We start from the raw sequence: 25,690 nt of genomic DNA, 5'->3' as shown, positions 1-25,690 counted from the left end.
GACTCTGTTCCTTAGGCCTTCTTGACTGCTGCCACGACCTTCTGGGCCGCTTCCGCCATGGTGTCGGCGCTGATGATCGGCAGGCCCGAATCGGCCAGCAGCTTCTTGCCTTCGGCTTCGTTGGTGCCCTTCATGCGCACGACCAGCGGCACTTGCAGGTTCACGGCCTTGCAGGCCGCGATCACGCCGGTGGCGATGGTGTCGCACTTCATGATGCCGCCGAAGATGTTGACGAGGATGGCTTCCACGTTCTTGTTCTTCAGCATGATCTTGAAGGCCTCGGTGACCTTCTCGGGGGTGGCGCCGCCGCCCACGTCGAGGAAGTTGGCCGGCTCGCCGCCGAACAGCTTGATGGTGTCCATCGTGGCCATCGCGAGGCCGGCGCCGTTCACCAGGCAGCCGATGTTGCCGTCGAGCGAGATGTAGGCGAGATCGAACTTCGAGGCTTCGACTTCGGCCGGATCTTCCTCGTCGAGGTCGCGCAGCGCGACGATCTCGGGGTGGCGGAACAGCGCGTTGCTGTCGAAGTTGAACTTGGCGTCCAGCGCCATGACGTTGCCCTTGCTGTCACGGTTGAGCGGGTTGATCTCGACCAGCGAGGCGTCCGTCTCCATGTAGCAGGTGTAGAGCTTCTTGAGGATGTCGACCGTCTGCGCGGTCGAATCGGCCGGCATGCCGATGCCGTCGGCGATCTGCTTGGCCTGTTCGTCGGTCAGGCCCTTTTGCGGGTCTGCGAACACGGTGATGATCTTCTCGGGCGAGGAGTGGGCCACTTCCTCGATGTCCATGCCGCCTTCGCTCGACGCGATGAAGGCCACCTTCTGGGTGGCGCGGTCGGTCACGGCCGAAACGTAGTATTCCTTCTGGATGTCGGCGCCGTCTTCGATGTAGAGGCGGCGGACCTTCTGGCCTTCGGGGCCGGTCTGGTGCGTCTTGAGCTGCATGCCGAGGATCTCGCCGGCCAGCTTCTTCACGTCCTCGATGGTCTTGGCGACCTTCACGCCGCCGCCCTTGCCGCGGCCACCTGCGTGGATCTGGGCCTTGACCACCCAGACCGGGCCGCCCAGCTTCTGGGCGGCTTCGACCGCCTCCTGGACCGTGTAGGCCGGAATGCCGCGCGGCACCGGCACGCCGAACTTGGCAAGGATTTCCTTGCCTTGGTACTCGTGAATCTTCATGAGGGATGTCTCTCGGAAGGAAGAGGTTGAAAAACGGGAGATCGAGGCAGGCTGGTGTTGGCTCTGTTGTCCACAGGCGACGGCAGCCTGACGGCTGGGGGCGGCGGACAATCGCGGACTGTATCATGGTGCGCCGCATCAATACTGACGGGCGTGTGCGGTCAATACGTACTTTCTTCTAGGCCCCTCTCTATCAGGCAACCCCACCATGGCCAAGGTCTTTATCGACGGCGAAGCCGGCACCACCGGCCTCCAGATTCGCGAGCGGCTGCAGAACATGCCGCAGATCGAGCTCGTGAGCATCGCGCCCGAGCTGCGCAAGGACGTGAACGCCAAGCGTGAACTCATGGCCGGCGTCGACCTCGTCGTGCTGTGCCTGCACGACGACGCCGCGCGCGAATCGGTCGCGCTGATCGACCAGCTGTCGGGCAGCAAGCCCAAGATCATCGACGCCTCGACCGCGCACCGCGTGGCGCCGGGCTGGGTGTTCGGCTTCCCCGAACTGGTCGAAGGACACTGGCAGGCCGTGGCCCGGGCCGACCGCGTGGGCAACCCCGGCTGCTACGCCACCGGCGCGATCGCCATGGTGCGCCCGCTGGTCGACGCTGGCCTGCTGCCGGCCGACTTCCCGATCGCGCTGCCCTCGGTCAGCGGCTACTCGGGCGGCGGCCGGACCATGATCGAGGCCTACGAGAAGGGCGAGGCGCCGCTGTTCGAGACCTACGCGCTGGGCCTCAAGCACAAGCACATCCCCGAGATCATGAAATACACCGGCCTCACGCAGCGCCCGGTGTTCATCCCCTCGGTCGGCAATTTCAAGCAGGGCATGCTGGTGCAGTTGCCGCTGCACCTCGACCTGCTGCCCGGCAAGCCGAAGGCCGGCGACCTGCACGAGGCGCTGGCCGCGCACTACGCGAAGAGCAACACGCCCGAGCAGTTCGTGAAGGTGCTGCCTCCCACCGAGGACGGCAAGCTCGACGCTTTGGCGCTCAACGACACCAACCAGCTCGAGATCCGCGTGTTCCCGAACGAGGACCACCGCCATGCCGTGGTGATCGCGCGCCTCGACAACCTCGGCAAGGGCGCGAGCGGCGCCGCGGTGCAGAACCTCAAGCTGATGCTGTCGCTCTGAGGCGCGGCTTCCCCGTTCAAAAGGCGCCGGCTCCCCGGCGCCTTTTTCGTTTTCAGCCCACCAGCCAGAGCCCCGTGCCGAACAGCGCCGCATGCAGCGCGAGCACGATCCAGAACGGCATGCGCGAGGGCGTCGACATCTCCTGCAGCGTCTCGTGGATGCGTCGCGCGATCAGCGCGCGCAAGGCCGGATCCTGCGCGGGCGCCGCGCCGCGCGGCGCCACGGTCAACTGCGGCTCGCCCTGCGCGGCGCGGCCCTGCTGCCACTCGGCCAGCATCTCGTTGAGCGGCAGCCGGTCGAGCACGAAGGCGATCACCGCCCGCACCGCCTTGCCATCGCCGAGCACCGGCGCGAGCTGCGCGCTCAGCGCATCGACCGAGAGCCAGTCGCTCGCGCGCCGCAGCGCCCCGTGGGTGCGCGGCATCGATTCGATGCGCCCGGCGATGGCATCGCCCAGGCGCTGCGCCACCGCTTCGCCGCGCGCGGCCACCAGATGCTGCATCGCGCGCGTGCGGCCTTGCGACACGCCGAGGATCACGTACACGCCCATGAAGAGCGCCAACAGCACGGCCACCAGCAGCGGCGGCGAGGTCAGCAGCGCGAGCGCCGCGCCGACGCCGCCCGCGCGTGCGCCGGGATAGCCGGGCCCGCTCAGCTGGCCCAGGTAGTAGAAGAAGGCGCCGCCGCCGAGCAGCGCGCCGAAGAAGATGCCCTTCGCGACCGAAGCGACGAAGGCCGCGCCGGCGCGGGCGCCGGTGCGTATCAACGAGGGAGGCTCGGATGGGTTGGCGGGGTTCGATGACATGGCGCGGCTCCTCCTCGTTGTTCGAAGCCGCGGATCATGCCAGCGGTCTGGCGCGGCCCCGGCCGCCCGGCCGCTCAGCGGGCCGGCGCCTCGAGCAGCGCCCGCAGCGCGCGCAGGTCGCGCGCGATCCACTCGGCGTCGTGCGCGAAGGCCTCATCGTCCATGTGCGGCTGGCGCAGCAGCGTGAACTGCAGCTCGCAGGCGCCGGGCGCCACGCCGACGACACGAAACGGCACGTAGACCTCGGGCACGCCCTCGGGCGCCACCCAGTGGTCGAGCACGCCGAATTCGTTGGCCGGCGCGAAGCGCAGCACCGCGCGACCGCCGGGCGTGGTCGCGACCCAACGCTCGCCCTCGCCCTCGCGCGCCAGCGCGCCGTCGGCCAGGCCGCTGGCCCATTCGGGCAGGCGCGCAGGATCGGCCGCCAGCGCATAGGCCGCGCGCCAATCGCAGGCCACGCGCTGCGTGATCACGCGCGAGAGTTCATTCGAGTTCATCGATGTCGCTCCTCAGCACCTTGGCCGCCACCGCGGCCGAAAAGCCCCGCGCCATCAGGAAGCGGGCCTGCCGCGCGCGCTCCTTGGGATCGGCGGGCGGGGCGTCGAAGCGGCGGCGCCAGAGCGCGGCCGCGCGTTCGAGCTCGCTGCCCTGCAGCCCGGCCACCGCCTGCGAGATGGCCTCGGCGCCGATGCCCTTGGCCTGCAGTTCCTGCCGCACGCGCGCCGCGCCGAGCCGGCCCGCGCGCTGGTGCAGCACCGAGGCGACCACGCGCTCCTCGCTGATGAAGTCCTTGGCCGCGAGCTCGTCGAGCGCGGCCTTGAGCGTGCCCGGCTCTTCCTCGTAGCGCGCCAGCTTGCGCTCGAGCTCGCCACGGGAATGCTCGCGCTGGCTCAGCAGACGCAGCGCGCGGCCTTTCAGGGAAGGAGCATCGAATGCCATCGGAAATGCAGGGGCGGAAACGGAAAGCGGGGCGGCCGCAGGCGCCCCGCTCGCAGGCATCGGCCGGTTATTCGGCCGCGCCGGCCGCGTCCGCCGCCAGCAGCGGGATGCCCAGCGACTCGCGCACCTTGTTCTCGATCTCGCGCGACAGCTCGGGGTTCTCGCGCAGGAACTCGCGCGCGTTGTCGCGGCCCTGGCCGATCTTCTCGCCGTTGTAGGCGTACCAGGCGCCCGACTTGTCGATGATCTTGGCGGTCACGCCCATGTCGATGATCTCGCCCTCGCGGCTGATGCCCTCGCCGAACAGGATGTCGAACTCGGCCGTCTTGAACGGGGGCGAGACCTTGTTCTTCACCACCTTGACCTTGGTTTCGTTGCCGATGGCCTCGTCGCCCTTCTTGATGGTGCCGATGCGGCGGATGTCCAGCCGCACCGAGGCATAGAACTTCAGCGCGTTGCCGCCGGTGGTGGTTTCGGGCGAGCCGAACATCACGCCGATCTTCATGCGGATCTGGTTGATGAAGATGACCATGCAGTTGGTCTTCTTGATCGTGGCCGTGAGCTTGCGCAGCGCCTGGCTCATCAGGCGGGCCTGCAGGCCGGGCAGCGAGTCGCCCATCTCGCCTTCGATTTCGGCCTTGGGCGTGAGCGCGGCGACCGAGTCGACCACGATCAGGTCGACGGCGCCCGAGCGCACCAGCGAGTCGACGATCTCGAGCGCCTGCTCGCCGGTGTCGGGCTGGCTGATCAGCAGGTCGGACAGGTTCACGCCGAGCTTCTGGGCGTACTGCACGTCGAGCGCGTGCTCGGCGTCGACGAAGGCGCAGGTGCCGGCCTGCTTCTGCATGGCGGCGATGACCTGCAGCGTGAGCGTGGTCTTGCCCGAGGATTCAGGACCGTAGATCTCGACCACCCGGCCGCGCGGCAGGCCGCCGACGCCCAGGGCGATGTCGAGGCCCAGCGAGCCGGTGGAGACCACCTGGATGTCCTCGAGCGCCTCGCCTTCGCCGAGCCGCATGATCGTGCCCTTGCCGAACTGCTTCTCGATCTGGGCCAGCGCGGCCTGGAGGGCCTTGGCCTTTTCGCTGTTGGCGCCTGCGATGCTCGAGCCCTTGACGACTGCGTCCATGTGAAAAACTCCTTGAAGATCAACGGGTTGTGTACTGCCGGATCCATCTGCTTTTAACTACAGCCTGGATGCTTGAACAGTAGTGTAGGGGCGGATGGATTCGAGTAAACCCATTTTTTGGTCAGTTTGCTTTACCATTTGGCGCCGTGAGCGACACCCCCTTTCCCCTCGACCCCGATGCCTGGCGCCAGACCCACCTGGGCCGGCTGCTCGGCCACGCGATGCGGCGCTTCGACGAGCGCGTGCTCGCGCTGATGGCGCACGACGTCGACGTGCCGCTCGCGCTGTCGAACCTGGCGGCCCGCGCGCAGGTCAGCGCGGCCCACGTCCACATCACACGCCACCTCTCGCGCGAGGGCTCGCGCCTGACCGAGCTCGCCGAGCGCGCCGGCATGACCAAGCAGGCCATGGGCGCGCTGGTCGACCAGTGCGAGGCCTGGGGGCTGGTCACGCGCGGGCCCGATCCGCTCGATGCGCGCGCACGGCGCGTGCTGTTCACGGCCGACGGCCTGGCCTGGCTCGAGGCCTTCCGCCAGGCGGTGACGCAGGCCGAGCGCGAGTTCCGCGCCAGCGTGGGCGACGAGGTCGCCACCGTGGTAACCATCGGTCTGGAAGCCTATACGGCGGGCTAGACTCCCTGCCGAGCGGAGACAACGAACGTGCAACGGCGCCGCCCCGCGGCGCGAACCGGGCTGGAGGTGGGCTATGCGGATTCTGATTGCCGAGGACGACCAGGTGCTGGCCGACGCCCTGCTGCGCAGCCTGCGCACCTCGGGCGCCGCGGTCGACCACGTGGCCAACGGCTCCGAGGCCGACACCGCGCTCATGACCCACAGCGAGTTCGACCTGCTGATCCTCGACCTCGGCCTGCCGAGCCTGCACGGCATCGAGATCCTCAAGCGCCTGCGCGCGCGCGGCTCGCAGCTGCCGGTGCTGGTGCTGACGGCGGCCGACAGCGTGGAGGAGCGCGTCAAGGGCCTGGACAACGGCGCCGACGACTACATGGCCAAGCCCTTCAGCCTGCAGGAGCTCGAGGCGCGCGTGCGCGCCCTCACGCGCCGCGGCATGGGCACCACCAGCAACGCGATCAAGCACGGCCCGCTGGTCTACGACCAGGCCGGCCGCGTCGCCACGCTCGACGGCAAGATGGTCGAGCTGTCGGCGCGCGAGCTGGGCCTGCTCGAGGTGCTGCTGCAGCGCGCGGGCCGGCTGGTCAGCAAGGACCAGCTGGTGGAGCGGCTGTGCGAATGGGGCGAGGAGGTGAGCCTCAACGCGATCGAGGTCTACATCCACCGCCTGCGCAAAAAGATCGAGAAGGGCCCGGTGCGCATCGCCACGGTGCGCGGGCTCGGCTACTGCCTCGAAAAGATCCAGTGACGCCCGCGCGGCCGCCAGGCGCGGCGGGTCCGGCCCGATGAAACTCTTCCAGCGCGCGCAGCGCTCCCTGTTCGGCGAGATCCTCGACTGGATGCTCACGCCGCTGCTGCTGCTGGTGCCGGTCAGCATCGGCGTGACCTGGCTGGTGGCGCAGGGCATCGCCAACGCGCCCTTCGACCGCGCGCTCGAGCACAACGTCGAGACGCTGGCGCGCATGGTCACGACGCAGAAGGGCGGCCCGCGCTTCGAACTGCCGCAGTCGGCGCGCGAGATCCTGCGCGGCGACGATGCCGACCGCGTGTACTACCAGGTGCTCGACAGCCACGGCGCGCTGCTCAGCGGCGAGCGCGACGTGCCGCATCCCAGCCTCGACGAGCCGCCGGTGATCGGCCAGGTCTCGCTGCGCGACGGCGAGATGAACGGCAAGCCGGTGCGCGTGGCCTCGGTCTGGCTGGCCGGCGAGCATCCCGACGCGCCGCCCGCGCTGCTGCAGATGGCCGAGACGCGCCAGAAGCAGTCGCTGCTGGCGGCCGAGATCATCAAGGGCGTGCTGCTGCCGCAGTTCGCGATCCTGCCGCTCGCGGTGCTGCTGATCTGGCTGGCGCTGGTGCGCGGCATCAAGCCGCTGTCGGTGGTGGAGGCGCGCATCCGCGAGCGCCGCCCTGGCGACCTGAGCCCGCTCGACGAATCCTCGGTGCCGCTGGAAGTGGTGCCGCTGGTGTCCTCGGTCAACGAGCTGCTCGACAAGCTCAACGATTCCATCGACACGCAGAAGCGCTTCCTGGCCGACGCGGCGCACCAGCTCAAGACGCCGCTCGCGGGCCTGCGCATGCAGGCCGACCTGGCGCAGCGCGAGAACGCCAACGCCGACGAGCTCAAGCAGTCGCTCAAGCAGATCGGCCGCGCCAGCGTGCGCGCCACCCACACGGTGAACCAGCTGCTGTCGCTGGCACGCGCCGAGGGCAACAGCGCCGGCGCCCATCGCCAGCCCTGCGACCTGGCGCGGCTCACGATCGAGGTGGTGCGCGAGGCGGTGCCGCGCGCGATCGAGAAGCGCATCGACCTCGGCTACGACGGTGTCGATCCCGGCTCGCGCGGCGTGGTGCTCGAGGGCAACCCGACCCTGCTCAAGGAGCTGGTGCGCAACCTGGTCGACAACGCGATCAACTACACGCCCTCGCGGCCCGAACGCGCCGGCGTGATCACCGCGCGGGTGCTGGCCGATCCCTTCGGCCGGGTGCTGCTGCTGCAGGTGGAGGACAACGGCCCGGGCATTTCCGAAGCCGACCGCGAGCTCGTGTTCGAACCCTTCTACCGCGTGCTCGGCAACGAGGCCGACGGCTCGGGCCTGGGACTGCCGATCGTGCGCGAGATCGCGAACCAGCATCATGCGCAGGTGACGCTCGAGGACGCGCATCCCGAGCGGCAGCCGCCGGGCGCGCGCTTCACGGTGCGCTTCGAGAGCGCGCCGGCCTGAACGGCTGGCCTATCGGGCGCTGGCGTCCGACGCGCCGGCCTTCGGCGACTCGGCGCGGATCTGCAAGTACTCGGGATGGATCTGCCGCGTGAGGCGCTGCGGATCGCGCTCGTCGAGCCCCGCCGGCGCGAGGCCGAAGCCCGCGAGGTCGCCGCGCGACCACAGCCAGTAGCCGCCGTTGAGGACCAGCAGGGCGATCACGAGCAGGCGCAGCGGCATCGCGGCGTCCGGTCTCAGAGGGCCATGCCGCGCGGCCGCACGCTGACTTCGTCGCTGACGATGGCCTGCAGGCCCTCGGCCGTGCGCACCTGCAGCTCGCCGGTCCACGAGACGCCTTCGCACAGGCCCGCGCGGCCGTCGCTGAGCACCACCTCGCGCCCGCGCAGCACGTCGCGCGCCGCGAAGCGCTCGGCGAACGGCGCGAAGCCGCGCGCGCCGAAGGCGAGCACGTCGCGCACCAGCGGCGGGATCAGCTCGGCCAGCACCGCGGGAGACGTGGCGTCGGGGCGCCACTGGCGCATCCAGGCGGGCGGCGTGCGCATGCCCTCGGCCTCGCGCGCGCCGATGTTCACGCCGATGCCGATCACCACGTAGCGCGGCGCCGGTGCGGCACCTCCGGCATGCGGCAGCGCGGTCTCGATCAGGATGCCCACGAGCTTGCGCTCGTCGACCCAGAGGTCGTTGGGCCACTTGAGCCCGAGCCTGGCCGCGCCCGTGGGATCGAGGTTCTCGGCCAGGCTCACGCCGACCGCGAGCGAGAGGCCCGACCAGTCGGCCGGCGCGAGCGGAAGGCCCAGCGAGAAGGTCAGCGACGGCGCGACATCGTCGCCGGGCTGCTGCGCGCTCTGCCAGGGCCGGCCGAGCCGGCCGCGGCCCGCGGTCTGGCGCTCGGCGACCAGCAGCACGGGCTCGGTCCGCCCGGCGCGCGCGCGCCGCATGAGTTCGGTGTTGGTGGAATCGACCTCGGCGACCACCTCGGCCGCGAAGCCCGGCAGCAGCGGGGCGACCGCGGCGGCGATCCGCTCCTCGTGCCACCGCAGGGCGCTGCCGCCGGCGGCCATGCTCAGAGCCCGCCGTTGCCGGCCGCGACGGGGGCGGTCTCGGCGACCGCCTCGGCCTTCTTCGGCTTGGCCGGCTTGTCGGCCTTCGCTTCCTTGTCCTTCTTCTTGCCGTCCTTCTTCTTGTCCGACTTCTTGTCGGCCTTCTTTTCGGCTTTCTTCTCCGCCTTCTTGTCAGCCTTCTTCTTTTCGGCCTTCTTCGCTTCCTTCTTCTTCGCCTTCTTCTTTTTCTTCTTGTCGTCCTCGTCGTCGTCCTTCGGCGTGAGCAGCGTGCCGCGGCATTGCTCGGAGCCGCAGTAGCACGGGAACTCGGACAGCAGCTTCTCGGTGTACGGCTCGTCGATGATCAGGCCGTAGTCGTAGTTGAGTTCCTCGCCGGCCGCGATGTTGCGCAGCGCCTTGATATAAACGCGCCCATCGACCTCGTCGGCTTCGCAATTGGGCTCGCACGAGTGGTTGATCCAGCGGGCCGCATTGCCGTCGACGTTGCCGTCGATCACGCGCCCGTCGTCGATGTGGAAGTAGAAAGTGTGATTCGGCTGGGCCGGATCGTGCGGATGGCGGCGCAGGGCCTCCTTCCACGTGATGATCTCGCCCTTGTATTCGATGATCCGCTCGCCTTCGGCCAGGTCCTGCACCGCGAACACGCCGTTCCCATGAACGGAGGAACGCCGCGTCTGGATTCGGCGGGCGTTGGAAAGTGGGGATTTGGAAGGCATCGCCGAAGTCTGTTAGTTTGAATATGCACACATGCGCGTGCGCGTGTGCGCACGCGAGAAGCCGCCGAGTATAGAGAGAGCCCATGGCGCTGCGCGCATGGCCCGCGAGCCGGCTTGGCGAAACAGTTGAGAGAGCACAGATGACGAAGACATTGGTTATTGCAGAAAAACCGTCGGTGGCGCAGGACATCGTGCGTGCGCTCACGCCGGTGGCCGGCAAGTTCGACAAGCACGACGAGCACTTCGAGAACGACCAGTACGTCGTGACCAGTGCCGTCGGCCACCTGGTGGAAATCCAGGCGCCCGAGGAGTTCGACGTCAAGCGCGGCAAGTGGAGCTTCGCCAACCTGCCGGTGATCCCGCCGCACTTCGACCTCAAGCCGGTCGACAAGACCAAGACCCGCCTCAACGCGGTGGTCAAGCAGGCCAAGCGCAAGGACGTGACCCAGCTCGTGAACGCCTGCGACGCGGGCCGCGAGGGCGAGCTGATCTTCCGCCTGATCGAGCAGTACGCCGGCGGCAAGACGGGCCTGAACAAGCCGGTGCGCCGGCTGTGGCTGCAGTCGATGACGCCGCAGGCGATCCGCGACGGCTTCGACTCGCTGCGCACCGAGAAGCAGATGCAGGGCCTGGCCGACGCAGCGCGCTCGCGCTCCGAGGCCGACTGGCTGGTGGGCATCAACGGCACGCGCGCGATGACGGCCTTCAACTCGCGCGACGGCGGCTTCTTCCTGACCACCGTGGGCCGGGTGCAGACGCCCACGCTGTCGGTGGTGGTCGAGCGCGAGGAGCAGATCCGCAAGTTCGTCTCGCGCGACTACTGGGAAGTGCACGCCAGCTTCCTGGCCGAAGCCGGCCACTATCCGGGCAAGTGGTTCGACCCGGCCTGGAAGAAGGCCAACGCGCCGCTGCTGCCCAACGGCGAGCCCGACCCCGAGCAGCGTGCCGACCGGATCTGGAACGAGCGCGACGCGCTCGCCATCGCGCAGGCCGCGCGCGGCAAGCCCGCCAGCGTCACGGAAGAAAGCAAGCCCACCACGCAAGCGTCGCCCCAGCTGTTCGACCTGACCTCGCTGCAGCGCGAGGCCAACAGCCGCTTCGGCTTCTCGGCCAAGACCACGCTGGCGCTGGCCCAGAGCCTGTACGAACGCCACAAGGCGCTGACCTACCCGCGGACCGACTCGCGCGCCCTGCCCGAGGACTACCTGCCGGTGGTCAAGCAGACCATGGGCATGCTCGCCACCAGCGGCATGCGCCACCTCGCGCCGTTCGCGCAGCAGGCGATCGACCAGAACTACGTGAAGCCGAGCAAGCGCATCTTCGACAACGCGAAGGTGTCGGATCACTTCGCGATCATCCCGACCCTGCAGGCGCCCAGCGGCCTGTCGGAAGCCGAACAGCGCCTGTACGACTTCGTGGTGCGCCGCTTCCTGTCGGTGTTCTTCCCGAGCGCCGAATACCAGGTCACGACCCGCGTCAGCACGGTGGCGCAGGCCGGCAAGAACTACGCCTTCCGTTCCGACGGCAAGGTGCTGGTCAAGCCGGGCTGGCTCGCGATCTACGGCAAGGAAGCCGTCAGCGACGACGACGAGAAGGACGGCAAGAACCTGGTGCCGGTGAAGCCCGGCGAGATGGTGCTGGCCGAGACGGTCGACACCAAGGGCCTGAAGACGCGCCCGCCGGCGCGCTACTCCGAAGCCACGCTGCTCGGCGCCATGGAAGGCGCGGGCAAGACCATCGACGACGAGGAACTGCGCGAGGCCATGCAGGAGAAGGGCCTGGGCACGCCAGCCACGCGCGCGGCCACCATCGAAGGCCTGATCGCCGAGAAGTACATGCTGCGCGAGGGCCGCGAGCTGATCCCGACCGCCAAGGCCTTCCAGCTCATGACGCTGCTGCGCGGCCTCGGCGTGGAGGAACTCTCCAAGGCCGAGCTCACCGGCGAGTGGGAATACAAGCTCGCGCAGATGGAGAAGGGGTCGCTCAGCCGCGACGCCTTCATGCGCGAGATCGCGGCGATGACCGAGCACATCGTCAAGAAGGCCAAGGAGTACGACCGCGACACCGTGCCCGGCGACTACACGACCCTGGCCACGCCCTGCCCCAACTGCGGCGGCGTGGTGAAGGAGAACTACCGCCGCTACGGCTGCACCGGCAAGAGCGGCACCGGCGAGGACGCCTGCGGCTTCTCGTTCGGCAAGTCGCCGGCCGGGCGCACCTTCGAGGTCGCCGAGGCCGAGGCGCTCCTGCGCGACAAGCACATCGGCCCGCTCGAGGGCTTCCGCTCCAAGGCCGGCTGGCCCTTCACCTCCGAGATCGTGCTCAAGTACGACGAGGAGGCGAAGAACTGGAAGCTGGAGTTCGACTTCGGCGACGACAAGAACGAGGACAGCGGCGAGATCATCGATTTCAGCGAGCAGGACACGGTCGGCCCGTGCCCGATCTGCGGCGCGCCCGTGTTCGAGCACGGCAGCAACTACGTCTGCGAGAAGTCGGTGCCGACCCAGGCCCAGCCCACGCCGAGCTGCACCTTCAAGACCGGCAAGATCATCCTGCAGCAGCCGGTGGAACGCGCGCAGATGGAGAAGCTGCTGGCCACCGGCAAGACCGACCTGCTCGACAAGTTCGTCTCGATGCGCACGCGCCGCGCCTTCAAGGCCTTCCTGACCTGGAACGCCGAAGAAGGCAAGGTGACCTTCGAGTTCGCGCCACGCGAGGGCGGCAGCAAATTCCCGCCGCGCAAGACCTTCGGCAAGGCCGCGCCGGCCGGCAAGACCGCGGCCGCCAAGAAGGTGGCGGCGAAGAAGGCGCCCGCGGCCAAGAAGGCACCGGCCGAGAAGAAGGCGCCGCGCAAGACCGGCGCCGGCCTCAAGCCTAGCGACGCGCTCGCCGCGGTGATCGGCAACGAGCCGGTGGCGCGCACCGAGGTGGTCAAGAAGCTCTGGGACTACATCAAGGCCAACGGCCTGCAGGACGCGAAGGACAAGCGCTCGATCAATGCCGACGCCAAGCTCAAGCCGGTGTTCGGCAAGGACCAGGTGACGATGTTCGAGCTCGCGGGCATCGTGGGCAAGCACCTCACGGCGCCCTGAGCCATGCGGCGCAGACGCTTCGCGGGCACGGCCGGCGCCCTTGCATTGGCGCTGCTTTCCGCCTGGGCTCCGGCCCGGGCCGCCGACTGGCCCGACAAGCCCGTCAAGCTGGTGGTGCCCTTCCCGCCCGGGCAGGCCACCGACATCTTCGCGCGCGCGCTCGCCGAGCAGCTCGGCCGGCGGCTGGGCCAGCCGGTGATCGTCGACAACAAGGCCGGCGCCGGCAGCAACATCGGCACCGAGTTCGTGGTGCGCTCGCAGCCCGACGGCTACACGCTGGTGGTGGCCGGCAGCGCGATGGCGGTCAACCAGACGCTCTACGCCAAGCCCGGCTTCGACCCACGCCGCGACCTCGTGGGCATCTCGCTGATCGCCAAGGTGCCGCTGGTGTTCCTCGCCACGCCCGAGAGCGGCATCCGCACGCTGGGCGAGCTCACCGCGCGCGCGAAGGCCGAGCCCGGCCGGCTCAGCTACGCGAGCGCCGGCATCGGCGGCACGCAGCACCTGTCGGGCGAGATGTACAAGTCGGCGGCGCATGTGTTCGTCACGCACATTCCGTACCGGGGCAGCGGGCCCGCGCAGGCCGACTTCCTCGGCAACCAGGTGCCGCTGATGATCGATTCGGTGACCGCCGCGCTGCCGCACATCAAGGCCGGCAAGGCGATCCCGCTGGCCGTGACCTCGGCCACGCGTTCCTCGCAGCTGCCCGAGGTGCCCACCGTGCGCGAGAGCGGCGTGGCCGGCACGCGCGACTTCGAGGCCGTGGGCTGGCTCGGCCTGATGGCGCCGCGCGGCACGCCGCCCGAGGTGCTGGCGCGCCTGAACCGCGAGGTGACCGAGATCCTCAAGAGCGAGCAGATGGCGCGCTTCATGCGCGAGCGCGGCTCGGAGCCGGCGCCCACCACCGGGCCCGACTTCGACCGCTTCGTCGCGAGCGAGATCGGGCTCTGGGGCGCGGCCGTCAAGGCCTCGGGCGCGAAGCCCGAATAGTCGCCACGGGAACCCGGCACGATCTCCAGGGTCTTGTTACAGGCCGCCACGGCCCGCGGCCTATAGTCGTTCGATCCACCCTGGGACAGATTCCATGAAGTCATTGATTGCCACCGCCTTCGCCCTCGCCATGGGCTTCTCGCTCGCGGGCTGTGCCTCGTCCTCGCGCACCGCCGATGCCGGCGGCACCGCCTCCTCGGGCAGCGGCGTGACGGTGTTCGGCACCATCGACGCCGGCGTCAGCGGCTACTCGACCAAGTCCGAGCGCCGCTGAACCGGCGCGGCGCTCAGCGGCGCCGCCGCAGCAGCGCCTGCTGCAGCACGCGCGCCGCGCGGTCGCGGATCTTGCCGGGCGCGCCGCGCAGCGTGGTCTTCGGCGCCACCTTCGCGGTGGCGCAGGCCCACAGGAAGTCGTGCAGGATCGGCGTGTCGTCCACGGTCTCGGTGCTGCCGTACTTGTGGAATTCGGGGTGCCACTGCGTGGCCGCGATGTAGCTGCGGCCACGGTCGGGCCGGCGGCGGATCGCCTCGGGCACGCGGTCGGGCAGGCTCCAGGCCTCGACCTCGAAACCCGGCGCGAGGTCCTTCACGCCCTGGTGATGGATGCTGTTGACGCGCGCGGTCTGCACCTCGGGATAGAGCTTCGCGAGCCGCGTGCCCGGCACGATCCCGATCTGGTGGAAGTTCTGGTCGTAGGTCACCGGGTCGCGGTGGCGCAGCGTCTCGGGATGGCCGTGCTGCTCCTCGATGTCCTGGTAGAGCGTGCCGCCGAAGGCCACGTTGATGAGCTGCAGCCCGCGGCACACGCCGAAGATCGGCTTGCCGGCCTGCTCGAAGGCCTCGACCAGCGCGAGGTCGTAGAGGTCGCGGATGCGGTCGCCGATCCAGGCGTCCTTCAGCGGCACCTCGCCATAGCTGCCGGGCCAGACGTCGGCGCCGCCGTGCATCACCACGCCGTCGAGCCACTCGGCGTAGTGCGAGAGCTTGGTGTCGCCGCGCGCGGTCTCGCCCGTGGGGCAGGGCACCATCACCACCATCGCGCCGGCCGACATCAGCCAGTGGGCGATCGACTGCTCGACGTACTGCAGGGTCTTGTTGGTGAACAGCGAGCGCGCCGGATCGGCGTGCGAGAAGCAGGCGGACAAACCGATCTTGAGTCGGGCGGAGACGGGCTGGGGCATCTCGATGGGTTCCCTGTGAGCGAAATTCATTCTGCGCCCACCGAACTTCGGTCGTGTGTCAGCCGAACCCGCGAAGTATCCTGTCGAGCCCACAAGGAGACACCGCATGCAGACGATCAAGGGGCCCGCCATCTTCCTGGCCCAGTTCGCGGGCGACACCGCGCCCTTCAACTCGCTCGACGCGATCGCCGGCTGGGCCGCGGGCCTGGGCTACAAGGGCGTGCAGATCCCGAGCTGGGACGCGCGGCTGATCGACCTGAAGAAGGCCGCCGAGAGCAGGACCTACTGCGAGGAGATCCAGGGCACGCTCGCCGCGCACGGCCTCTCGATCACCGAGCTCTCGACCCATCTGCAGGGTCAGCTCGTCGCGGTGCACCCGGCCTACGACGCGGGCTTCGACGGCTTCGCGGCGCCCGAGGTGCGCGGCAACCCGGCGGCGCGCCAGCAATGGGCGGTGCAGCAGCTGCACTACGCGGCGAAGGCCTCGGCGAACCTCGGCCTCACGGCGCACGCGACCTTCTCGGGCGCGCTGGCCTGGCCCTACCTGTACTCGTGGCCGCCGCGCCCGCCGGGACTGATCGAGGAGGCCTTCGACGAGCTCGCGCGGCGCTGGCGCCCGATCCTCGACGCCTTCGACGCCGCGGGCGTGGACGTGGGCTACGAGATCCATCCGGGCGAGGACCTGCACGACGGCGTGAGCTACGAGATGTTCCTCGAGCGCGTGAACAACCATCCGCGCGCCTGCCTGCTCTACGACCCGAGCCACTTCGTGCTGCAGCAGCTCGACTACCTGGCCTACATCGACCACTTCCACGAGCGCATCAAGATCTTTCACGTGAAGGACGCCGAGTTCAACCCGACCGGCAAGCAGGGCGTGTACGGCGGCTTTCAGAAGTGGATCGACCGCGCCGGGCGCTTCCGCTCGCTGGGCGACGGGCAGGTCGACTTCAAGGCCATCTTCTCGAAGATGGCGCAGTACGACTTCCCGGGCTGGGCGGTGCTCGAGTGGGAGTGCTGCATCAAGCACCCCGAGGACGGCGCGCGCGAGGGCGCGAAGTTCATCGCCGACCACATCATCCGCGTGGCCGACCGGGCCTTCGACGACTTCGCGGCCAGCGGCGTGGACGTGGCGGCCAACCGGCGCGTGCTCGGCCTCGACTGACGCAGCCGCTCAGCGGTGCAGCGGGCAGCCGTTGCGCTCGCCGCGAAATTCCGACGAGGCCGCATAGGCCGCCTTGCGCGCGCGCATCACCCCGCCCAGCGGCCGGTGCGCCGCGAGCGCCTGCCAGGGGCTGAAGGCCATGCCGTCGTCCATCTCGCGCGACAGCTCCTCGCCCCAGCCCGGCTGCGGCGCTGCCAGCACGCGCGCGACCGTCACGAAGGGACTGAGTTCCTGCGGCCATTCGACCGAGGCGTCCTCGACCGGCATGCGCTCGAGGTCGACGCACAGCTGGGCCCGCAGCTCCCACTCGCCGCCGTGCGTGCGCAGGAAGTCCATCACCGCCTCGCGCGTGCCGTCGGGCTTGCCGTCCAGATGCAGTTCGGCCTTCTCGAGCGCCACGAGCGCCTCGGACACCGGCGCGAGTTGCAGCTTGGCGATGTGATCGCCGAAGCGGATCGGCACCTGCGTGAAGAAGGTGGCACCCAGCGGATGGGTCAGCGGATGCGCGCCCAGCGCGACCAGCTTCGCGCTCGAGCCGCCCGCAACCTCGATCAGCTTCTCGATGCTCTGCAGCACGCCCGACAGCAGCAGCTTGCCGGTCGGCGCGCGGTCGGTGGTGGCCGCGAGCAGCTTGAGGCTGCGCAGGAAGCCGCGCGCGTCGGGCGCGACGAACACCGGGCCGTCGACGAACAGGAAGTCCTGCGTGGTGTGGTCCTCGGAGCCCTCGACGCGCTCGCCCTCGACATCGAACACCTTGAGCGCCATGCCGCGCGGCAGCGAGATGCGGTCGTCGAGCACCTCGGCCGGCGGCGTCGACAGCCGCATCGCCGCGCGATGGCGCCCCGGCCTGGCGAACAGGCCCTGTGCGTACGCGGGCGGCAGGCCCTCGGGCACGACGAGTTCGGCATGCAGCAGGCCGTGGCTCTTGGCGTGCACGGCGCGCATGGCATGGCCGGCGTGCTCGGCCACGGTCTGCGCCATGCCGCGCAGCGTGGCCACCAGCTCGATCTGCGTCTGGGCCTCGTCCTCGCGTTCGGTCTCCACGGAGGGATCGAAACGCACGGGGGCAAGCGTGGATGTGGGCGTGGCGGTGTCGTTCATGGTCGAGGCTCCTTGGGCATCGTGGGCCGAGCCATTGAGCGCGGCACGACCGGCGCGCGATGTAGGCCGTCGGCTCCCGTGGCTGCGCTCGACCGCCTGCACGAGAGGCTGCGTCAGCCGGCGCGGGCGAGCTGCGCCACGCGCCGGATCGCGTCGTCGATGCGCGCGGCCTCGATCAGCCCGTAGCCGAAGGCCAGGCCCTCGGGCACGTCGACCGCATGCGGATCGAGCGCATAGCGCGACAGCGGCGCCAGCGCGATGCCGGCCTCGGCCGCGCGCCGCGCCAGCGCCTCGGCGCGCAGCGGCGCATGCAGCCAGGCCGACAGGTGCAGGCCGGCCTGCGAGGGGATCGCCTCGAACAGGTCCGCGCCATGGCGCACCAGCGCCTCGAGCAGCGCGCGGCGGCGCTCGCCGTAGACCTTGCGCATCCGGCGGATGTGGCGCGCCAGGTGGCCCTCGGCGATGAAGTCGGCCAGCGCGTCCTGGCCCAGCACCGGGCTGTGCCAGTCGGCCAGCTCGCGCATGCGCACCAGCGCCGCGCGCGCCCACGGTGGCGCCACCACGAAGCCCAGGCGCAGCGCGGGAAAGAGGCTCTTCGAGAAGGTGCCCACGTAGCAGACCGAGTCGGCGCGGTCCAGCGTCTGCAGCGCGTCGAGCGGGCGGCCGGCGAAGCGGAACTCGCTGTCGTAGTCGTCCTCGATCACCACCGCCTGGCGCTCGCGCGCGAAGGCCAGCAGCGCGGCGCGCCGCGGCGTCGACATGGCCACGCCGGTGGGGAACTGGTGCGAGGGCGTCACGCAGATCACGCGCGCCTCGGCCGGCAGCCGCTCGACGCACAGGCCCTCGGCGTCGGTGGGCACGGGCGCCACCTTCGCGCCCGCGGCCGACAGGGCCTCGCGCAGCGAGGGATAGGACAGCTGCTCGACCGCCACCACCGTGCGCCCCGGCACGACGAGGATTCGCGCGAGCAGCCCGAAGGCCTGCTGCGCGCCGGCGGTGACGACGATGTCGTCGGCACCGCAGCCGACCGCGCGCGTGAAGGACACGTGGCGCGCGATCGCCTCGCGCAGGGCCGGCTGGCCGCGCGGGTCGGCGTACTGCGCCGCTTCGCCGCCGCCGCGCGCGATGCGGCGCAGCGCGCGGTCGGACAACCGGCGCCAGATGTCGAAGGGCAGCGCGCTCGCATCGGGCAGGCCGATGCGGAAATCGTCGCGCGCCGGGCGCTGCTGCAGCGTGGGCGGCAGGTCGGCGCCGGGCACGCGCGGCGGGGCCAGGCGGGGGTCGCGGCGCGGCGTGCCGGCCTCGACCCGTGGCGCCCGGCCGCGGCGCGAGGCTGGCAGGGTGTCGGCCACGTAGGTGCCGGCCCCGGGGCGGGCGACCAGGTAGCCCTCGCTGAGCAGCAGGTCGTAGGCCGCCAGCATGGTGTTGCGCGACACGCCCAGGCGCTGCGCGAGCGCGCGCGTGGCGGGCAGGCGGGCGCCGGGCCGCAGCCGGCCGTCGAGGATGGCGGCGTGCAGCTGCCGGTGCAGCTCACGCAGCAGTTCGCGCGAGCCGGTCGCGGGCAGCTGCAGGGACAGCTCGAAAAGTGGCTCCATGGAATTGGCCGATTGTGGTTCTTTTGAGGAACCAATCGCAAGCCTACGCTGGCGTCCTTGGAATGCTCGATGGAGAACCCGCCATGCACCACGATCCCGCCCCCTCTTCCACCGCTCCCGCCACGCCGGAACGCCTGCCGCCGAGCCTGGCCTGGCTCGCGCTCGGCGCCTTCGCGATCGGCACCGAGAGCTTCATCGTCGCGGGCCTGCTGCCGGTGCTCGCGGCCGACCTGCGAATCAGCCCCACGCACGCGGGCCAGCTCGTGCTGCTGTTCGCGCTCAGCTATGCGATCGGCTCGCCGCTGATGGCCGCGGCCTGCGCGCGCTTCGGCCGCCGGCCGCTGCTGGTCGCGAGCCTCGCGGCCTTCAGCGGCCTGACGCTGCTGGCGTCGATGGCGCAGGGCTTCGGCCAGCTCGCGCTGGCGCGGCTGGCGCTGGGCCTGGTGGCGGGCGTGTTCGTGCCGACCGCGAGCGCGGTGGCGGCTTCGCTGGTGTCGCCCGCATTGCGCGGCCGTGCGCTGGCGATCGTCACCGGCGGCGGCACGCTGGCGGTGGCGCTCGGCGTGCCGCTGGGCGCCTGGATCGCGGGCTGGGGCGGCTGGCGCACGGCCTACCTGCTGATCGCCGCGCTGGGCCTGGTCGCGACCGTGGGACTGGCGGCCGGGCTGCCACGCCGGCTCGCGGTGGCGGCGCCCGCCGCATCGGGCGGCGCGGCCTTCGCCGTGCTGCGCGCGCCGGGCGTGCTGGCCGGACTCGGCGTCAGCGTGCTCTGGACCACGGGCGGCTTCAGCTTCTACACCTACATCGCCCTCTTCCTCTCGCGCACGGTGGGCATCGGCCCCGAAGGCATCGGCGCGGTGTTCGTCGCCATCGGCGTGGCGGCGGCGCTCGGCACCGCGGCCGGCGGCTGGGCCACCGACCGCTTCGGCGCCGACCGGGTGGCGCGCGGCTTCGCGCTGCTGCTGGTGGCGGTCCTCGGCGGGCTGTCGCTCGCGGCCCAGGCGCTGCCCGGCGGCCTGGCCCTGCCGGCCGTGGTGGGCCTGGCGGCGCTGTGGGGTTTCGCGGGCTGGGGCTTCGGGCCGGCGCAGGCGGTGCGGCTGATCCGGCTGGCGCCCGAGCGCGCGCCGATGACGCTGTCGCTCAACGCCTCGGCGATCTACCTCGGGATCGCGGCCGGCTCGCTGTTCGGTGGCGTGGCGATCGCGTGGTTCGGCGTGAGCGCCGTCGGCTGGGTGGGCGCGGCCTGCCAGCTGGCCGGCGTGCTGCTGCTGGCCCGGGGCCGCCAGCGCGGCGGTGCGCTCGCGCGGGTCGGGGAGCCTGCGACGGCCTGAGGGCTTTCAGCTCCTCTTTTAATAGCAATATCGGCCGATTTGTCGCGCGTTCGCGCCAGTCCCGACCGAAACCTGAGCAACAGTCATGCCAGTCCGGTTACAATGCCGGGTTCGTTTCGATACTACGACGAAGTCTTTTCTCGTCACCCCACCGGCTGGTCGATTGGCACCGAGGCCCCCTGAACCCGATTTGAAATCCCCGGGTTCCGCACCTCCCCCGCCAGGCACGCCGGTTCTTGCCGTGTGTTGGAGCGCCAGTTCCGGCGCCCATGATTGCCACCACGGTCTTCGTTCATGTTGAAGCGAGCAGAGCGCGTCCCCGCTGCGCCGTGTGTGTCGGCCGGCCGTCGCGCCTGAAACCAAACACGACGGATTTCATTCATATCCAACAGACAACGAAGATTCGAGGTAATAAAGCATGCCGAAGGAAGAACTGATCGAAATGAACGGCGCAGTGACCGAAGTCCTGCCCGATTCGCGCTACCGCGTCACGCTCGACAACGGTCACCAGCTGATCGCCTACAGCGGCGGCAAGATGCGCAAGCACCACATCCGCATCCTGGCGGGCGACAAGGTGTCGCTGGAGCTCTCGCCCTACGACCTGACCAAGGGCCGCATCACCTTCCGCCACCTGGAACGCCGCGGTCCTCCGCCGACGGGTCCCGGCGGCAACAACGGCGGCGCCCAGCGCCGCTGAACGACCGGCAAGCGCCGACCGTCGCAGCCCCCGAGGGCCTTGCAGCACTGTCGCCCTGGCGGCGGGCTGCAAGGCCCTGATTTTTTGCTCCTCCGACTCTTCTCCAAGCTTCCGCCGGGCCTGCTGGCGGCCACGCCATGACCACCACCTCCCCCGACGACTTCGCCACCCTGCCGCTCGCGCCGCAGATGCTGGCCAACCTCGCGCAGCTCGGCTATGCGCGCATGACGCCGATCCAGGCCGCGAGCCTGCCGGTCGCGCTGCTCGGCAAGGACCTGATCGCCCAGGCCAAGACCGGCAGCGGCAAGACCGCCGCCTTCGCGCTGGCGCTGCTGGCCAACCTCAATCCGCGCCGCTTCGCGGTGCAGGCGATGGTGCTGTGCCCCACGCGCGAGCTGGCCGACCAGGTCACGACCGAGATCCGACGTCTGGCGCGCGCGGAAGAGAACATCAAGGTGGTCACGCTGTGCGGCGGCGTCGCGCTGCGCGGGCAGACCGCGAGCCTGGCGCATGGCGCCCACGTGGTGGTGGGCACGCCGGGGCGGATCATGGACCACCTCGAGCGCGAGAACCTCGCGCTCGACGCGCTCAACACGCTGGTACTCGACGAGGCCGACCGCATGCTCGACATGGGTTTCTTCGACGACATCGTGACCGTGGCGCGCCAGTGCCCGAAGGAGCGCCAGACGCTGCTGTTCTCGGCCACCTATCCCGAAGGCATCGCCAAGCTCGCGCAGCAGTTCATGAAGGACCCGCAGCAGATCGCGGTGCAGGCCCAGCACACGGGCAGCGCGATCCGCCAGCGCTGGTACCAGGTCAAGGACAACGAGCGGCTGCACACCGTGAGCCGGCTGCTCGACCACTTCCGCCCGGCCAGCACGCTGGCCTTCTGCAACACCAAGCAGCAGTGCCGCGACCTGGTCGAGGTGCTCAAGGCGCAGGGCTTCAGCGCGCTCGCGCTGTTCGGCGAGCTCGAGCAGCGCGAACGCGACCAGGTGCTGGTGCAGTTCGCCAACCGCAGCTGCTCGGTGCTGGTGGCCACCGACGTGGCGGCGCGCGGCCTGGACATCGCGCAGCTCGAAGCCGTGATCAACGTCGACGTGACGCCCGATGCCGAGGTGCACGTGCACCGCATCGGCCGCACCGGCCGCGTCGGCCAGCAGGGCGGCGCCGAGGGCCTGGCGCTGAACCTCGCGAGCATGGACGAGATGGGCTTCGTCGGGAAGATCGAGCAGCTGCAGGGCCGCGAGTCCGAATGGCACCCGCTCGCCGAGCTCACGCCCGGCCAGGGCGCGCCGCTCGCGCCGCCGATGGCCACGCTGCAGATCGTGGGCGGACGCAAGGAGAAGATCCGCGCCGGCGACGTGCTGGGCGCGCTGACCGGCGACTGCGGCTATGCGAAGGAGCAGGTCGGCAAGATCAACGTCAACGAGTACTCGACCTACGTCGCGGTCGAGCGCGGCATCGCCGCCGAGGCGGCGCGCCGGCTCAACGACGGCCGCATCAAGGGCAAGAGCGTCAAGGTCCGGCTGCTGGATCTCTGAGGTCGCCCGCGAGCGCGGCGGCGCCGCCGGCCGCCGAGGTCGGCGCGACCGGCGCGTCGAGCACCGGTACCACGTCTTCGGGCGGCGCCGGCGCGACATCCTCGCGCAGCGCCAGCCGGTTCGCGAGCCGGAACGCCACCGTCACCGCGAGCACGCCGAAGATCGAGGCGCCCACCGCCTGCCCGATCAGCACGCCGGCCGCGCCGTACTGCGCGCCCCACCAGACGAAGGGCACCGTGCCCACGGTCGCGCGGCCCCAGTTGAAGGCCGTCGACAGCAGCGGATGGCCGAGGTTGTTGAACGAGGCATTGGCCACGAACAGCCCGCCCGCGAAGAAGAAGCTGGCCGCCAGTCAGCTGCAGAACAGCGCGATCAGCTCGGCCGAGACGCCGTCGGCCGAGAAGGCGCGGATCAGCAGGTCCTGCCCCAGCGCCAGCACCGCCCAGGCCACCGCCACCGACACGCCCATGACCAGCAGGCTGTCGCGCAGCCCCTGGCGCACGCGCCGGTACTGCCCGGCGCCGAGGTTCTGCGCCAGGATCGGCCCGACCGCGCCGCTCAGCGCATAGACCAGCCCGAAGGCCACCGGGCTCACGCGGTCGATGGTGGCGGCGCCGGCCACGGCCGCGGGCCCGAACTGCGCGATGCTGTGGGTGACGAAGGCGGCGCTCACCGGCGTCGCGAGATTGGTCAGCACCGCCGGCCCGGCCACCGCGGCCATCGCGCGGGCATCGGCGCCCAGCTGCTTCGGCTCGAAACGGCCCAGCATGCGGTGCCGCACCGCCACGCCGTGCAGCCCGACCGCGGCCAGCGCCAGCCGCGAGAACACCGCGCTGACGGCGGCGCCGTCGAGCCCCATGCCGAAGCCGAAGATCAGGATCGGGTCGAGCACCGCGGTGACGAAGGCGCCGACCAGCGTGACCATCATCGCGCGCCGCGCATCGCCGACCGCGCGCAGCAGCGCCGAGCAGGCCATGCCGATCCCGAGCAGCGGCAGCGTGTGCACCGTGATCGCGAGGTAGCGCTGCGCGAAGCGCGCGGTCTCGCCCTCGGCGCCCAGCGCATGCACGGCCGGGCCGAGGAAGAAGGCGGTGCCGCTGCCGGCCACCAGCGAGATCGCCGCCATCAGCGCCAGGCTCGCGGTGGCGATGCGGCGCGCGTCGTGCGCGCGGCCCGCGCCCACGGTGCGCGAGACCACGGCCGCGATGCCGATCATCAGCCCGATGCACAGCGAGGTGTGGAAGAAGCCGACCACGCCCGCGAAACCCACGGCCGCGGCGATGGCCTTCTCGCCGAGCAGCGAGATGTAGAACAGGTTGATCAGGTCGACCGCGAACACCGCGATCAGGCCGATGGCGCCGGTGCCCGCCATCACGCAGACATGCCGCAGCAGCGAGCCCGTGACGAACCTCGGCCGGGCCATGTCTCTCCCCATTGCGCTTTCTGGCATGCAAAATCCTCGCTGTGGCCTAATTACGCCTTCGAACTTCACTTTTACCCGAGCTTTCCATGCCCAAGAAAATCCGTACCGAAGCCGACCGTCTCGCCAGCCCGAAGCCCGTGCCCCTGCCCGGCTTCACCCTGCCGCGCAACGGTGGCGGCCAGAAGGTCAGCCTCGAGCGCGGCACCGCGACGCGCAGCAAGAAGAACCCCGGCAAGCGCGCCAAGAAGGGCGGCTGATCCGGCCTTCGCAGCCACGGCCCGCCGGGCCGGTGGCGCGAAACCCCGACAAACGCGCCCGCGGGCGCGTTTCGTCGTTGAGGGCCCCCTGCCGGGGCTATGAGGCTTCGATGTCCGACGACAACCAGATCCTGATCCCGCCCTCGTTCTTCGCCGTCTACACCGACGCGCGGCAGCGGCTGCGCGAGCCCATCGGCGTGGTGCGCGCGCGCTACGAGATCTGCGAGGACCTGGCCAGCCACCTGGTGGGCCATGCGCAGATCCAGCACCACACCGAGGTGCCGGTCGAGAACGAGATCCTGGCGCGCATCCGTGCCGGCCTGGCCGCGCCCGAGGCGGGCCTGCAGCCCGGCGAGGCCGACTGGGTGGTGCAGCGGCTGGCCGAGCTGCTGGGCTGGCCCGGGCCCGAACCGGTGCCGTCCGGGGACTGAGCCCGGCGCCGCCGCCATGCTGCTCCAGGTCGGCGAACTCGCGCGGCGCACCGGGCTCACGGTGCGCACGCTCCATCACTACGACGCCATCGGCCTGCTCGCGCCCTCGGCGCGCTCGGAGGCCGGCTACCGGCTCTACGGCCCCGACGACATCGCGCGGCTGCACGCGATCCAGGCGCTGCGGCTGCTCGGGCTGCCGCTGGCCGAGATCGGCGGGCTGCTGGGCGCCGGCGGCGAATCGCTGCCCGCGATCGTCGAACGCCAGATCGCCGCGCTCGACCGGCAGATCGCGCAGGCCACCACGCTGCGCGAGCGGCTCGCGCTGCTCGAACAGCGGCTGGCCGAGGGCGGCCGGCCCGACACCGGCGACTGGCTCGCGACGCTCGAGCAGATGAGCACCTATGGCCGCTACTTCAGCCCGGAGGAGATCCGCGCGCTGATGGCGAACTGGAAGGCCGTGGCCGACCAGTGGCCGCCGCTGATCGCCGAAGTGAGCGAGCGCATGGCGCGCGGCGTGCCGGCCGATGCGCTCGAGCTGCAGCCGCTGGCCGCGCGCTGGATGACGCTGATGGGCCAGTGGATGGACGGCAACTACGACCTGATCGAGCGCTGGGGCGAGATGTACCGCAGCGAGCCGGTGGCGCGGCGCGACGACGGCCCCTCGGCCGCGCTGATCGGCTACATCGAAGAGGCCATCGGCCTGCGCATGGCCGCGCTGCTGCGCCACCTCGACGCCGAGGACTTCGCGCGCCTGGGCACGCCGCCCGACGCGGCCTGGCGGCGGCTCTCGGGCGAACTCGAGGCCCTGCGGGCCCGGGGCGCGGCGCCCGGCGACCCGGCCGTGCAGGCGATCGCGCGCGAGTGGGCCGCGCTGTTCGATGCCTTCTGCGACCACGACCCGGGCATCGCGGCCCGGCTGATGCAGGCCATGGCCACCGAGCCCGTGCTGCAGGCCGCGGCGGTGACCGCGCCGCCGGTGCGCGAGCTGCTGCTGCGCGCCATGGCGACGCTGCGCGCGGCCTGAAAAACCCCTTCGCGCCCGCTTTACCCTGACGTTGCGTGAGGCCCAACA

General features: G+C 70.6%; 27 protein-coding genes. 14 read left to right on the top strand and 13 right to left on the bottom strand.

Annotation, left to right across the window (positions count from 1 at the left end; all coding sequences use genetic code 11):
* Window positions 1-11: 11 nt before the first annotated feature.
* Window positions 12-1,178: an ADP-forming succinate--CoA ligase subunit beta gene (gene sucC / locus ACEN9J_RS21375; RefSeq protein WP_057593700.1), complete on the bottom strand. Its 1,167-nt coding sequence runs from the start codon at window positions 1,176-1,178 to the stop codon at window positions 12-14.
* 208 nt (window positions 1,179-1,386) lie between these two features.
* On the opposite strand from sucC, the gene argC reads away from it, so the two are divergent.
* Window positions 1,387-2,310: an N-acetyl-gamma-glutamyl-phosphate reductase gene (gene argC, locus ACEN9J_RS21370; protein WP_057593701.1), complete on the top strand. Its 924-nt coding sequence runs from the start codon at window positions 1,387-1,389 to the stop codon at window positions 2,308-2,310.
* Between the two features lie 52 nt (window positions 2,311-2,362).
* On the opposite strand, the gene ACEN9J_RS21365 is transcribed toward argC, so the two are convergent.
* The 4 genes from ACEN9J_RS21365 to recA form a co-directional block, all read right to left on the bottom strand.
* Complete coding sequence (locus ACEN9J_RS21365) at window positions 2,363-3,115, bottom strand: hypothetical protein (RefSeq protein ID WP_413761992.1); 753 nt, start codon at window positions 3,113-3,115, stop codon at window positions 2,363-2,365.
* Window positions 3,116-3,189: 74 nt separating this feature from the next.
* A complete protein-coding gene (locus ACEN9J_RS21360; protein WP_413761991.1) occupies window positions 3,190-3,612 on the bottom strand; it encodes an SRPBCC family protein in 423 nt (140 codons plus the stop codon).
* Entirely contained in the window at window positions 3,599-4,054 is a 456-nt protein-coding gene (recX, locus tag ACEN9J_RS21355; protein WP_057593704.1) for a recombination regulator RecX, read from the bottom strand. The genes ACEN9J_RS21360 and recX overlap by 14 nt, the downstream gene beginning before the upstream one ends.
* Before the next feature lie 67 nt (window positions 4,055-4,121).
* The gene (recA, locus tag ACEN9J_RS21350) at window positions 4,122-5,183 is read right to left on the bottom strand and encodes a recombinase RecA (protein WP_057593705.1); all 1,062 of its coding nucleotides are present in this window, start codon (window positions 5,181-5,183) and stop codon (window positions 4,122-4,124) included.
* A 146-nt stretch (window positions 5,184-5,329) separates the two neighbouring features.
* On the opposite strand from recA, the gene ACEN9J_RS21345 reads away from it, so the two are divergent.
* The 3 genes from ACEN9J_RS21345 (at window position 5,330) to ACEN9J_RS21335 (ending at window position 8,037) form a co-directional block, all read left to right on the top strand.
* The gene (locus ACEN9J_RS21345) at window positions 5,330-5,815 is read left to right on the top strand and encodes a MarR family winged helix-turn-helix transcriptional regulator (protein ID WP_209540139.1); all 486 of its coding nucleotides are present in this window, start codon (window positions 5,330-5,332) and stop codon (window positions 5,813-5,815) included.
* Window positions 5,816-5,888: 73 nt separating this feature from the next.
* Entirely contained in the window at window positions 5,889-6,560 is a 672-nt protein-coding gene (locus ACEN9J_RS21340) for a response regulator transcription factor (RefSeq protein WP_057593707.1), read from the top strand.
* A 37-nt stretch (window positions 6,561-6,597) separates the two neighbouring features.
* Window positions 6,598-8,037, top strand: a complete 1,440-nt coding sequence (locus tag ACEN9J_RS21335; RefSeq protein ID WP_057593708.1) for a sensor histidine kinase — start codon at window positions 6,598-6,600, stop codon at window positions 8,035-8,037.
* 9 nt (window positions 8,038-8,046) lie between these two features.
* On the opposite strand, the gene ACEN9J_RS21330 is transcribed toward ACEN9J_RS21335, so the two are convergent.
* The 3 genes from ACEN9J_RS21330 to ACEN9J_RS21320 are packed head-to-tail and all read right to left on the bottom strand — an operon-like array spanning window position 8,047 to window position 9,814.
* On the bottom strand, window positions 8,047-8,256 hold the full coding sequence (locus ACEN9J_RS21330) for a sporulation protein (RefSeq protein ID WP_413761990.1): 210 nt from the start codon (window positions 8,254-8,256) through the stop codon (window positions 8,047-8,049).
* Window positions 8,257-8,270: 14 nt separating this feature from the next.
* Complete coding sequence (locus ACEN9J_RS21325; protein ID WP_413761989.1) at window positions 8,271-9,098, bottom strand: biotin--[acetyl-CoA-carboxylase] ligase; 828 nt, start codon at window positions 9,096-9,098, stop codon at window positions 8,271-8,273.
* A gap of 2 nt (window positions 9,099-9,100) precedes the next feature.
* The gene (locus ACEN9J_RS21320; RefSeq protein WP_413761988.1) at window positions 9,101-9,814 is read right to left on the bottom strand and encodes an SET domain-containing protein; all 714 of its coding nucleotides are present in this window, start codon (window positions 9,812-9,814) and stop codon (window positions 9,101-9,103) included.
* Between the two features lie 140 nt (window positions 9,815-9,954).
* Between ACEN9J_RS21320 and ACEN9J_RS21315 the strand changes: the two genes are divergently transcribed.
* The 3 genes from ACEN9J_RS21315 to ACEN9J_RS21305 all read left to right on the top strand — a co-directional run bounded on the left by ACEN9J_RS21315 (window position 9,955) and on the right by ACEN9J_RS21305 (window position 14,170).
* Window positions 9,955-12,906, top strand: a complete 2,952-nt coding sequence (locus ACEN9J_RS21315) for a DNA topoisomerase III (protein ID WP_413761987.1) — start codon at window positions 9,955-9,957, stop codon at window positions 12,904-12,906.
* 3 nt (window positions 12,907-12,909) lie between these two features.
* A complete protein-coding gene (locus ACEN9J_RS21310; RefSeq protein ID WP_413761986.1) occupies window positions 12,910-13,896 on the top strand; it encodes a tripartite tricarboxylate transporter substrate binding protein in 987 nt (328 codons plus the stop codon).
* A 94-nt stretch (window positions 13,897-13,990) separates the two neighbouring features.
* A complete protein-coding gene (locus ACEN9J_RS21305) occupies window positions 13,991-14,170 on the top strand; it encodes a hypothetical protein (RefSeq protein ID WP_057593714.1) in 180 nt (59 codons plus the stop codon).
* Window positions 14,171-14,183: 13 nt separating this feature from the next.
* Here the strand turns inward: ACEN9J_RS21305 and ACEN9J_RS21300 are convergent, their stop codons facing one another.
* Window positions 14,184-15,077: a gamma-glutamyl-gamma-aminobutyrate hydrolase family protein gene (locus ACEN9J_RS21300; RefSeq protein WP_057593715.1), complete on the bottom strand. Its 894-nt coding sequence runs from the start codon at window positions 15,075-15,077 to the stop codon at window positions 14,184-14,186.
* Window positions 15,078-15,183: 106 nt separating this feature from the next.
* Between ACEN9J_RS21300 and ACEN9J_RS21295 the strand changes: the two genes are divergently transcribed.
* Window positions 15,184-16,239, top strand: coding sequence for a sugar phosphate isomerase/epimerase family protein (locus tag ACEN9J_RS21295; protein ID WP_413761985.1), 1,056 nt, complete (start codon window positions 15,184-15,186; stop codon window positions 16,237-16,239).
* Window positions 16,240-16,248: 9 nt separating this feature from the next.
* Here the strand turns inward: ACEN9J_RS21295 and ACEN9J_RS21290 are convergent, their stop codons facing one another.
* Window positions 16,249-17,340 (bottom strand): catalase family protein, encoded by a 1,092-nt coding sequence (locus ACEN9J_RS21290; RefSeq protein ID WP_413761984.1) that lies wholly within the window; start codon window positions 17,338-17,340, stop codon window positions 16,249-16,251.
* 113 nt (window positions 17,341-17,453) lie between these two features.
* Window positions 17,454-18,935, bottom strand: a complete 1,482-nt coding sequence (locus ACEN9J_RS21285) for a PLP-dependent aminotransferase family protein (protein ID WP_413761983.1) — start codon at window positions 18,933-18,935, stop codon at window positions 17,454-17,456.
* 83 nt (window positions 18,936-19,018) lie between these two features.
* Between ACEN9J_RS21285 and ACEN9J_RS21280 the strand changes: the two genes are divergently transcribed.
* The 3 genes from ACEN9J_RS21280 (at window position 19,019) to dbpA (ending at window position 22,507) form a co-directional block, all read left to right on the top strand.
* Entirely contained in the window at window positions 19,019-20,266 is a 1,248-nt protein-coding gene (locus ACEN9J_RS21280) for an MFS transporter (protein ID WP_082322004.1), read from the top strand.
* A gap of 418 nt (window positions 20,267-20,684) precedes the next feature.
* Window positions 20,685-20,963, top strand: a complete 279-nt coding sequence (gene infA / locus ACEN9J_RS21275; RefSeq protein ID WP_057597684.1) for a translation initiation factor IF-1 — start codon at window positions 20,685-20,687, stop codon at window positions 20,961-20,963.
* A 137-nt stretch (window positions 20,964-21,100) separates the two neighbouring features.
* Window positions 21,101-22,507 carry an ATP-dependent RNA helicase DbpA gene (gene dbpA, locus ACEN9J_RS21270; protein ID WP_413761982.1) on the top strand — a complete coding sequence of 469 codons (1,407 nt, stop codon included), beginning with the start codon at window positions 21,101-21,103 and terminating at the stop codon, window positions 22,505-22,507.
* Here the strand turns inward: dbpA and ACEN9J_RS21265 are convergent.
* Entirely contained in the window at window positions 22,482-22,823 is a 342-nt protein-coding gene (locus ACEN9J_RS21265; RefSeq protein WP_413761981.1) for a hypothetical protein, read from the bottom strand. The two genes, dbpA and ACEN9J_RS21265, sit on opposite strands and share 26 nt — an antisense overlap.
* A gap of 36 nt (window positions 22,824-22,859) precedes the next feature.
* Window positions 22,860-23,930, bottom strand: a complete 1,071-nt coding sequence (locus ACEN9J_RS21260) for an MATE family efflux transporter (RefSeq protein ID WP_413761980.1) — start codon at window positions 23,928-23,930, stop codon at window positions 22,860-22,862.
* A gap of 86 nt (window positions 23,931-24,016) precedes the next feature.
* On the opposite strand from ACEN9J_RS21260, the gene ACEN9J_RS21255 reads away from it, so the two are divergent.
* From ACEN9J_RS21255 to ACEN9J_RS21245, 3 genes are all read left to right on the top strand, one after another.
* Complete coding sequence (locus ACEN9J_RS21255; protein ID WP_172705803.1) at window positions 24,017-24,187, top strand: hypothetical protein; 171 nt, start codon at window positions 24,017-24,019, stop codon at window positions 24,185-24,187.
* Window positions 24,188-24,297: 110 nt separating this feature from the next.
* Window positions 24,298-24,618, top strand: coding sequence for a hypothetical protein (locus ACEN9J_RS21250; protein WP_413761979.1), 321 nt, complete (start codon window positions 24,298-24,300; stop codon window positions 24,616-24,618).
* A gap of 16 nt (window positions 24,619-24,634) precedes the next feature.
* Window positions 24,635-25,642 (top strand): MerR family transcriptional regulator, encoded by a 1,008-nt coding sequence (locus tag ACEN9J_RS21245; protein WP_413761978.1) that lies wholly within the window; start codon window positions 24,635-24,637, stop codon window positions 25,640-25,642.
* Window positions 25,643-25,690: the final 48 nt, after the last annotated feature.

The sequence above is a fragment of the Variovorax sp. Varisp41 genome, assembly GCF_047325085.1.
Taxonomy (GTDB): domain Bacteria; phylum Pseudomonadota; class Gammaproteobacteria; order Burkholderiales; family Burkholderiaceae_C; genus Variovorax.
Note: the sequence above shows the minus strand (reverse complement) of the source record. Positions and strands in the feature narration are given on the sequence as shown.

Coding starts and splice junctions, on each gene's coding strand:
- argC (WP_057593701.1), top strand. CDS start 1,387: ATGGCCAAGGTCTTTATCGACGGCGAAGCCGGCACCACCGGCCTCCAG.
- recX (WP_057593704.1), bottom strand. CDS start 4,054: ATGGCATTCGATGCTCCTTCCCTGAAAGGCCGCGCGCTGCGTCTGCTG.
- ACEN9J_RS21315 (WP_413761987.1), top strand. CDS start 9,955: ATGACGAAGACATTGGTTATTGCAGAAAAACCGTCGGTGGCGCAGGAC.
- ACEN9J_RS21285 (WP_413761983.1), bottom strand. CDS start 18,935: ATGGAGCCACTTTTCGAGCTGTCCCTGCAGCTGCCCGCGACCGGCTCG.
- ACEN9J_RS21300 (WP_057593715.1), bottom strand. CDS start 15,077: ATGCCCCAGCCCGTCTCCGCCCGACTCAAGATCGGTTTGTCCGCCTGC.
- ACEN9J_RS21335 (WP_057593708.1), top strand. CDS start 6,598: ATGAAACTCTTCCAGCGCGCGCAGCGCTCCCTGTTCGGCGAGATCCTC.
- ACEN9J_RS21365 (WP_413761992.1), bottom strand. CDS start 3,115: ATGTCATCGAACCCCGCCAACCCATCCGAGCCTCCCTCGTTGATACGC.
- sucC (WP_057593700.1), bottom strand. CDS start 1,178: ATGAAGATTCACGAGTACCAAGGCAAGGAAATCCTTGCCAAGTTCGGC.
- ACEN9J_RS21250 (WP_413761979.1), top strand. CDS start 24,298: ATGTCCGACGACAACCAGATCCTGATCCCGCCCTCGTTCTTCGCCGTC.
- ACEN9J_RS21330 (WP_413761990.1), bottom strand. CDS start 8,256: ATGCCGCTGCGCCTGCTCGTGATCGCCCTGCTGGTCCTCAACGGCGGC.
- ACEN9J_RS21305 (WP_057593714.1), top strand. CDS start 13,991: ATGAAGTCATTGATTGCCACCGCCTTCGCCCTCGCCATGGGCTTCTCG.
- ACEN9J_RS21295 (WP_413761985.1), top strand. CDS start 15,184: ATGCAGACGATCAAGGGGCCCGCCATCTTCCTGGCCCAGTTCGCGGGC.
- ACEN9J_RS21260 (WP_413761980.1), bottom strand. CDS start 23,930: ATGGCCCGGCCGAGGTTCGTCACGGGCTCGCTGCTGCGGCATGTCTGC.
- recA (WP_057593705.1), bottom strand. CDS start 5,183: ATGGACGCAGTCGTCAAGGGCTCGAGCATCGCAGGCGCCAACAGCGAA.
- ACEN9J_RS21245 (WP_413761978.1), top strand. CDS start 24,635: ATGCTGCTCCAGGTCGGCGAACTCGCGCGGCGCACCGGGCTCACGGTG.
- ACEN9J_RS21340 (WP_057593707.1), top strand. CDS start 5,889: ATGCGGATTCTGATTGCCGAGGACGACCAGGTGCTGGCCGACGCCCTG.
- ACEN9J_RS21280 (WP_082322004.1), top strand. CDS start 19,019: ATGCACCACGATCCCGCCCCCTCTTCCACCGCTCCCGCCACGCCGGAA.
- ACEN9J_RS21360 (WP_413761991.1), bottom strand. CDS start 3,612: ATGAACTCGAATGAACTCTCGCGCGTGATCACGCAGCGCGTGGCCTGC.
- ACEN9J_RS21325 (WP_413761989.1), bottom strand. CDS start 9,098: ATGGCCGCCGGCGGCAGCGCCCTGCGGTGGCACGAGGAGCGGATCGCC.
- dbpA (WP_413761982.1), top strand. CDS start 21,101: ATGACCACCACCTCCCCCGACGACTTCGCCACCCTGCCGCTCGCGCCG.
- ACEN9J_RS21290 (WP_413761984.1), bottom strand. CDS start 17,340: ATGAACGACACCGCCACGCCCACATCCACGCTTGCCCCCGTGCGTTTC.
- ACEN9J_RS21255 (WP_172705803.1), top strand. CDS start 24,017: ATGCCCAAGAAAATCCGTACCGAAGCCGACCGTCTCGCCAGCCCGAAG.
- ACEN9J_RS21310 (WP_413761986.1), top strand. CDS start 12,910: ATGCGGCGCAGACGCTTCGCGGGCACGGCCGGCGCCCTTGCATTGGCG.
- ACEN9J_RS21320 (WP_413761988.1), bottom strand. CDS start 9,814: ATGCCTTCCAAATCCCCACTTTCCAACGCCCGCCGAATCCAGACGCGG.
- infA (WP_057597684.1), top strand. CDS start 20,685: ATGCCGAAGGAAGAACTGATCGAAATGAACGGCGCAGTGACCGAAGTC.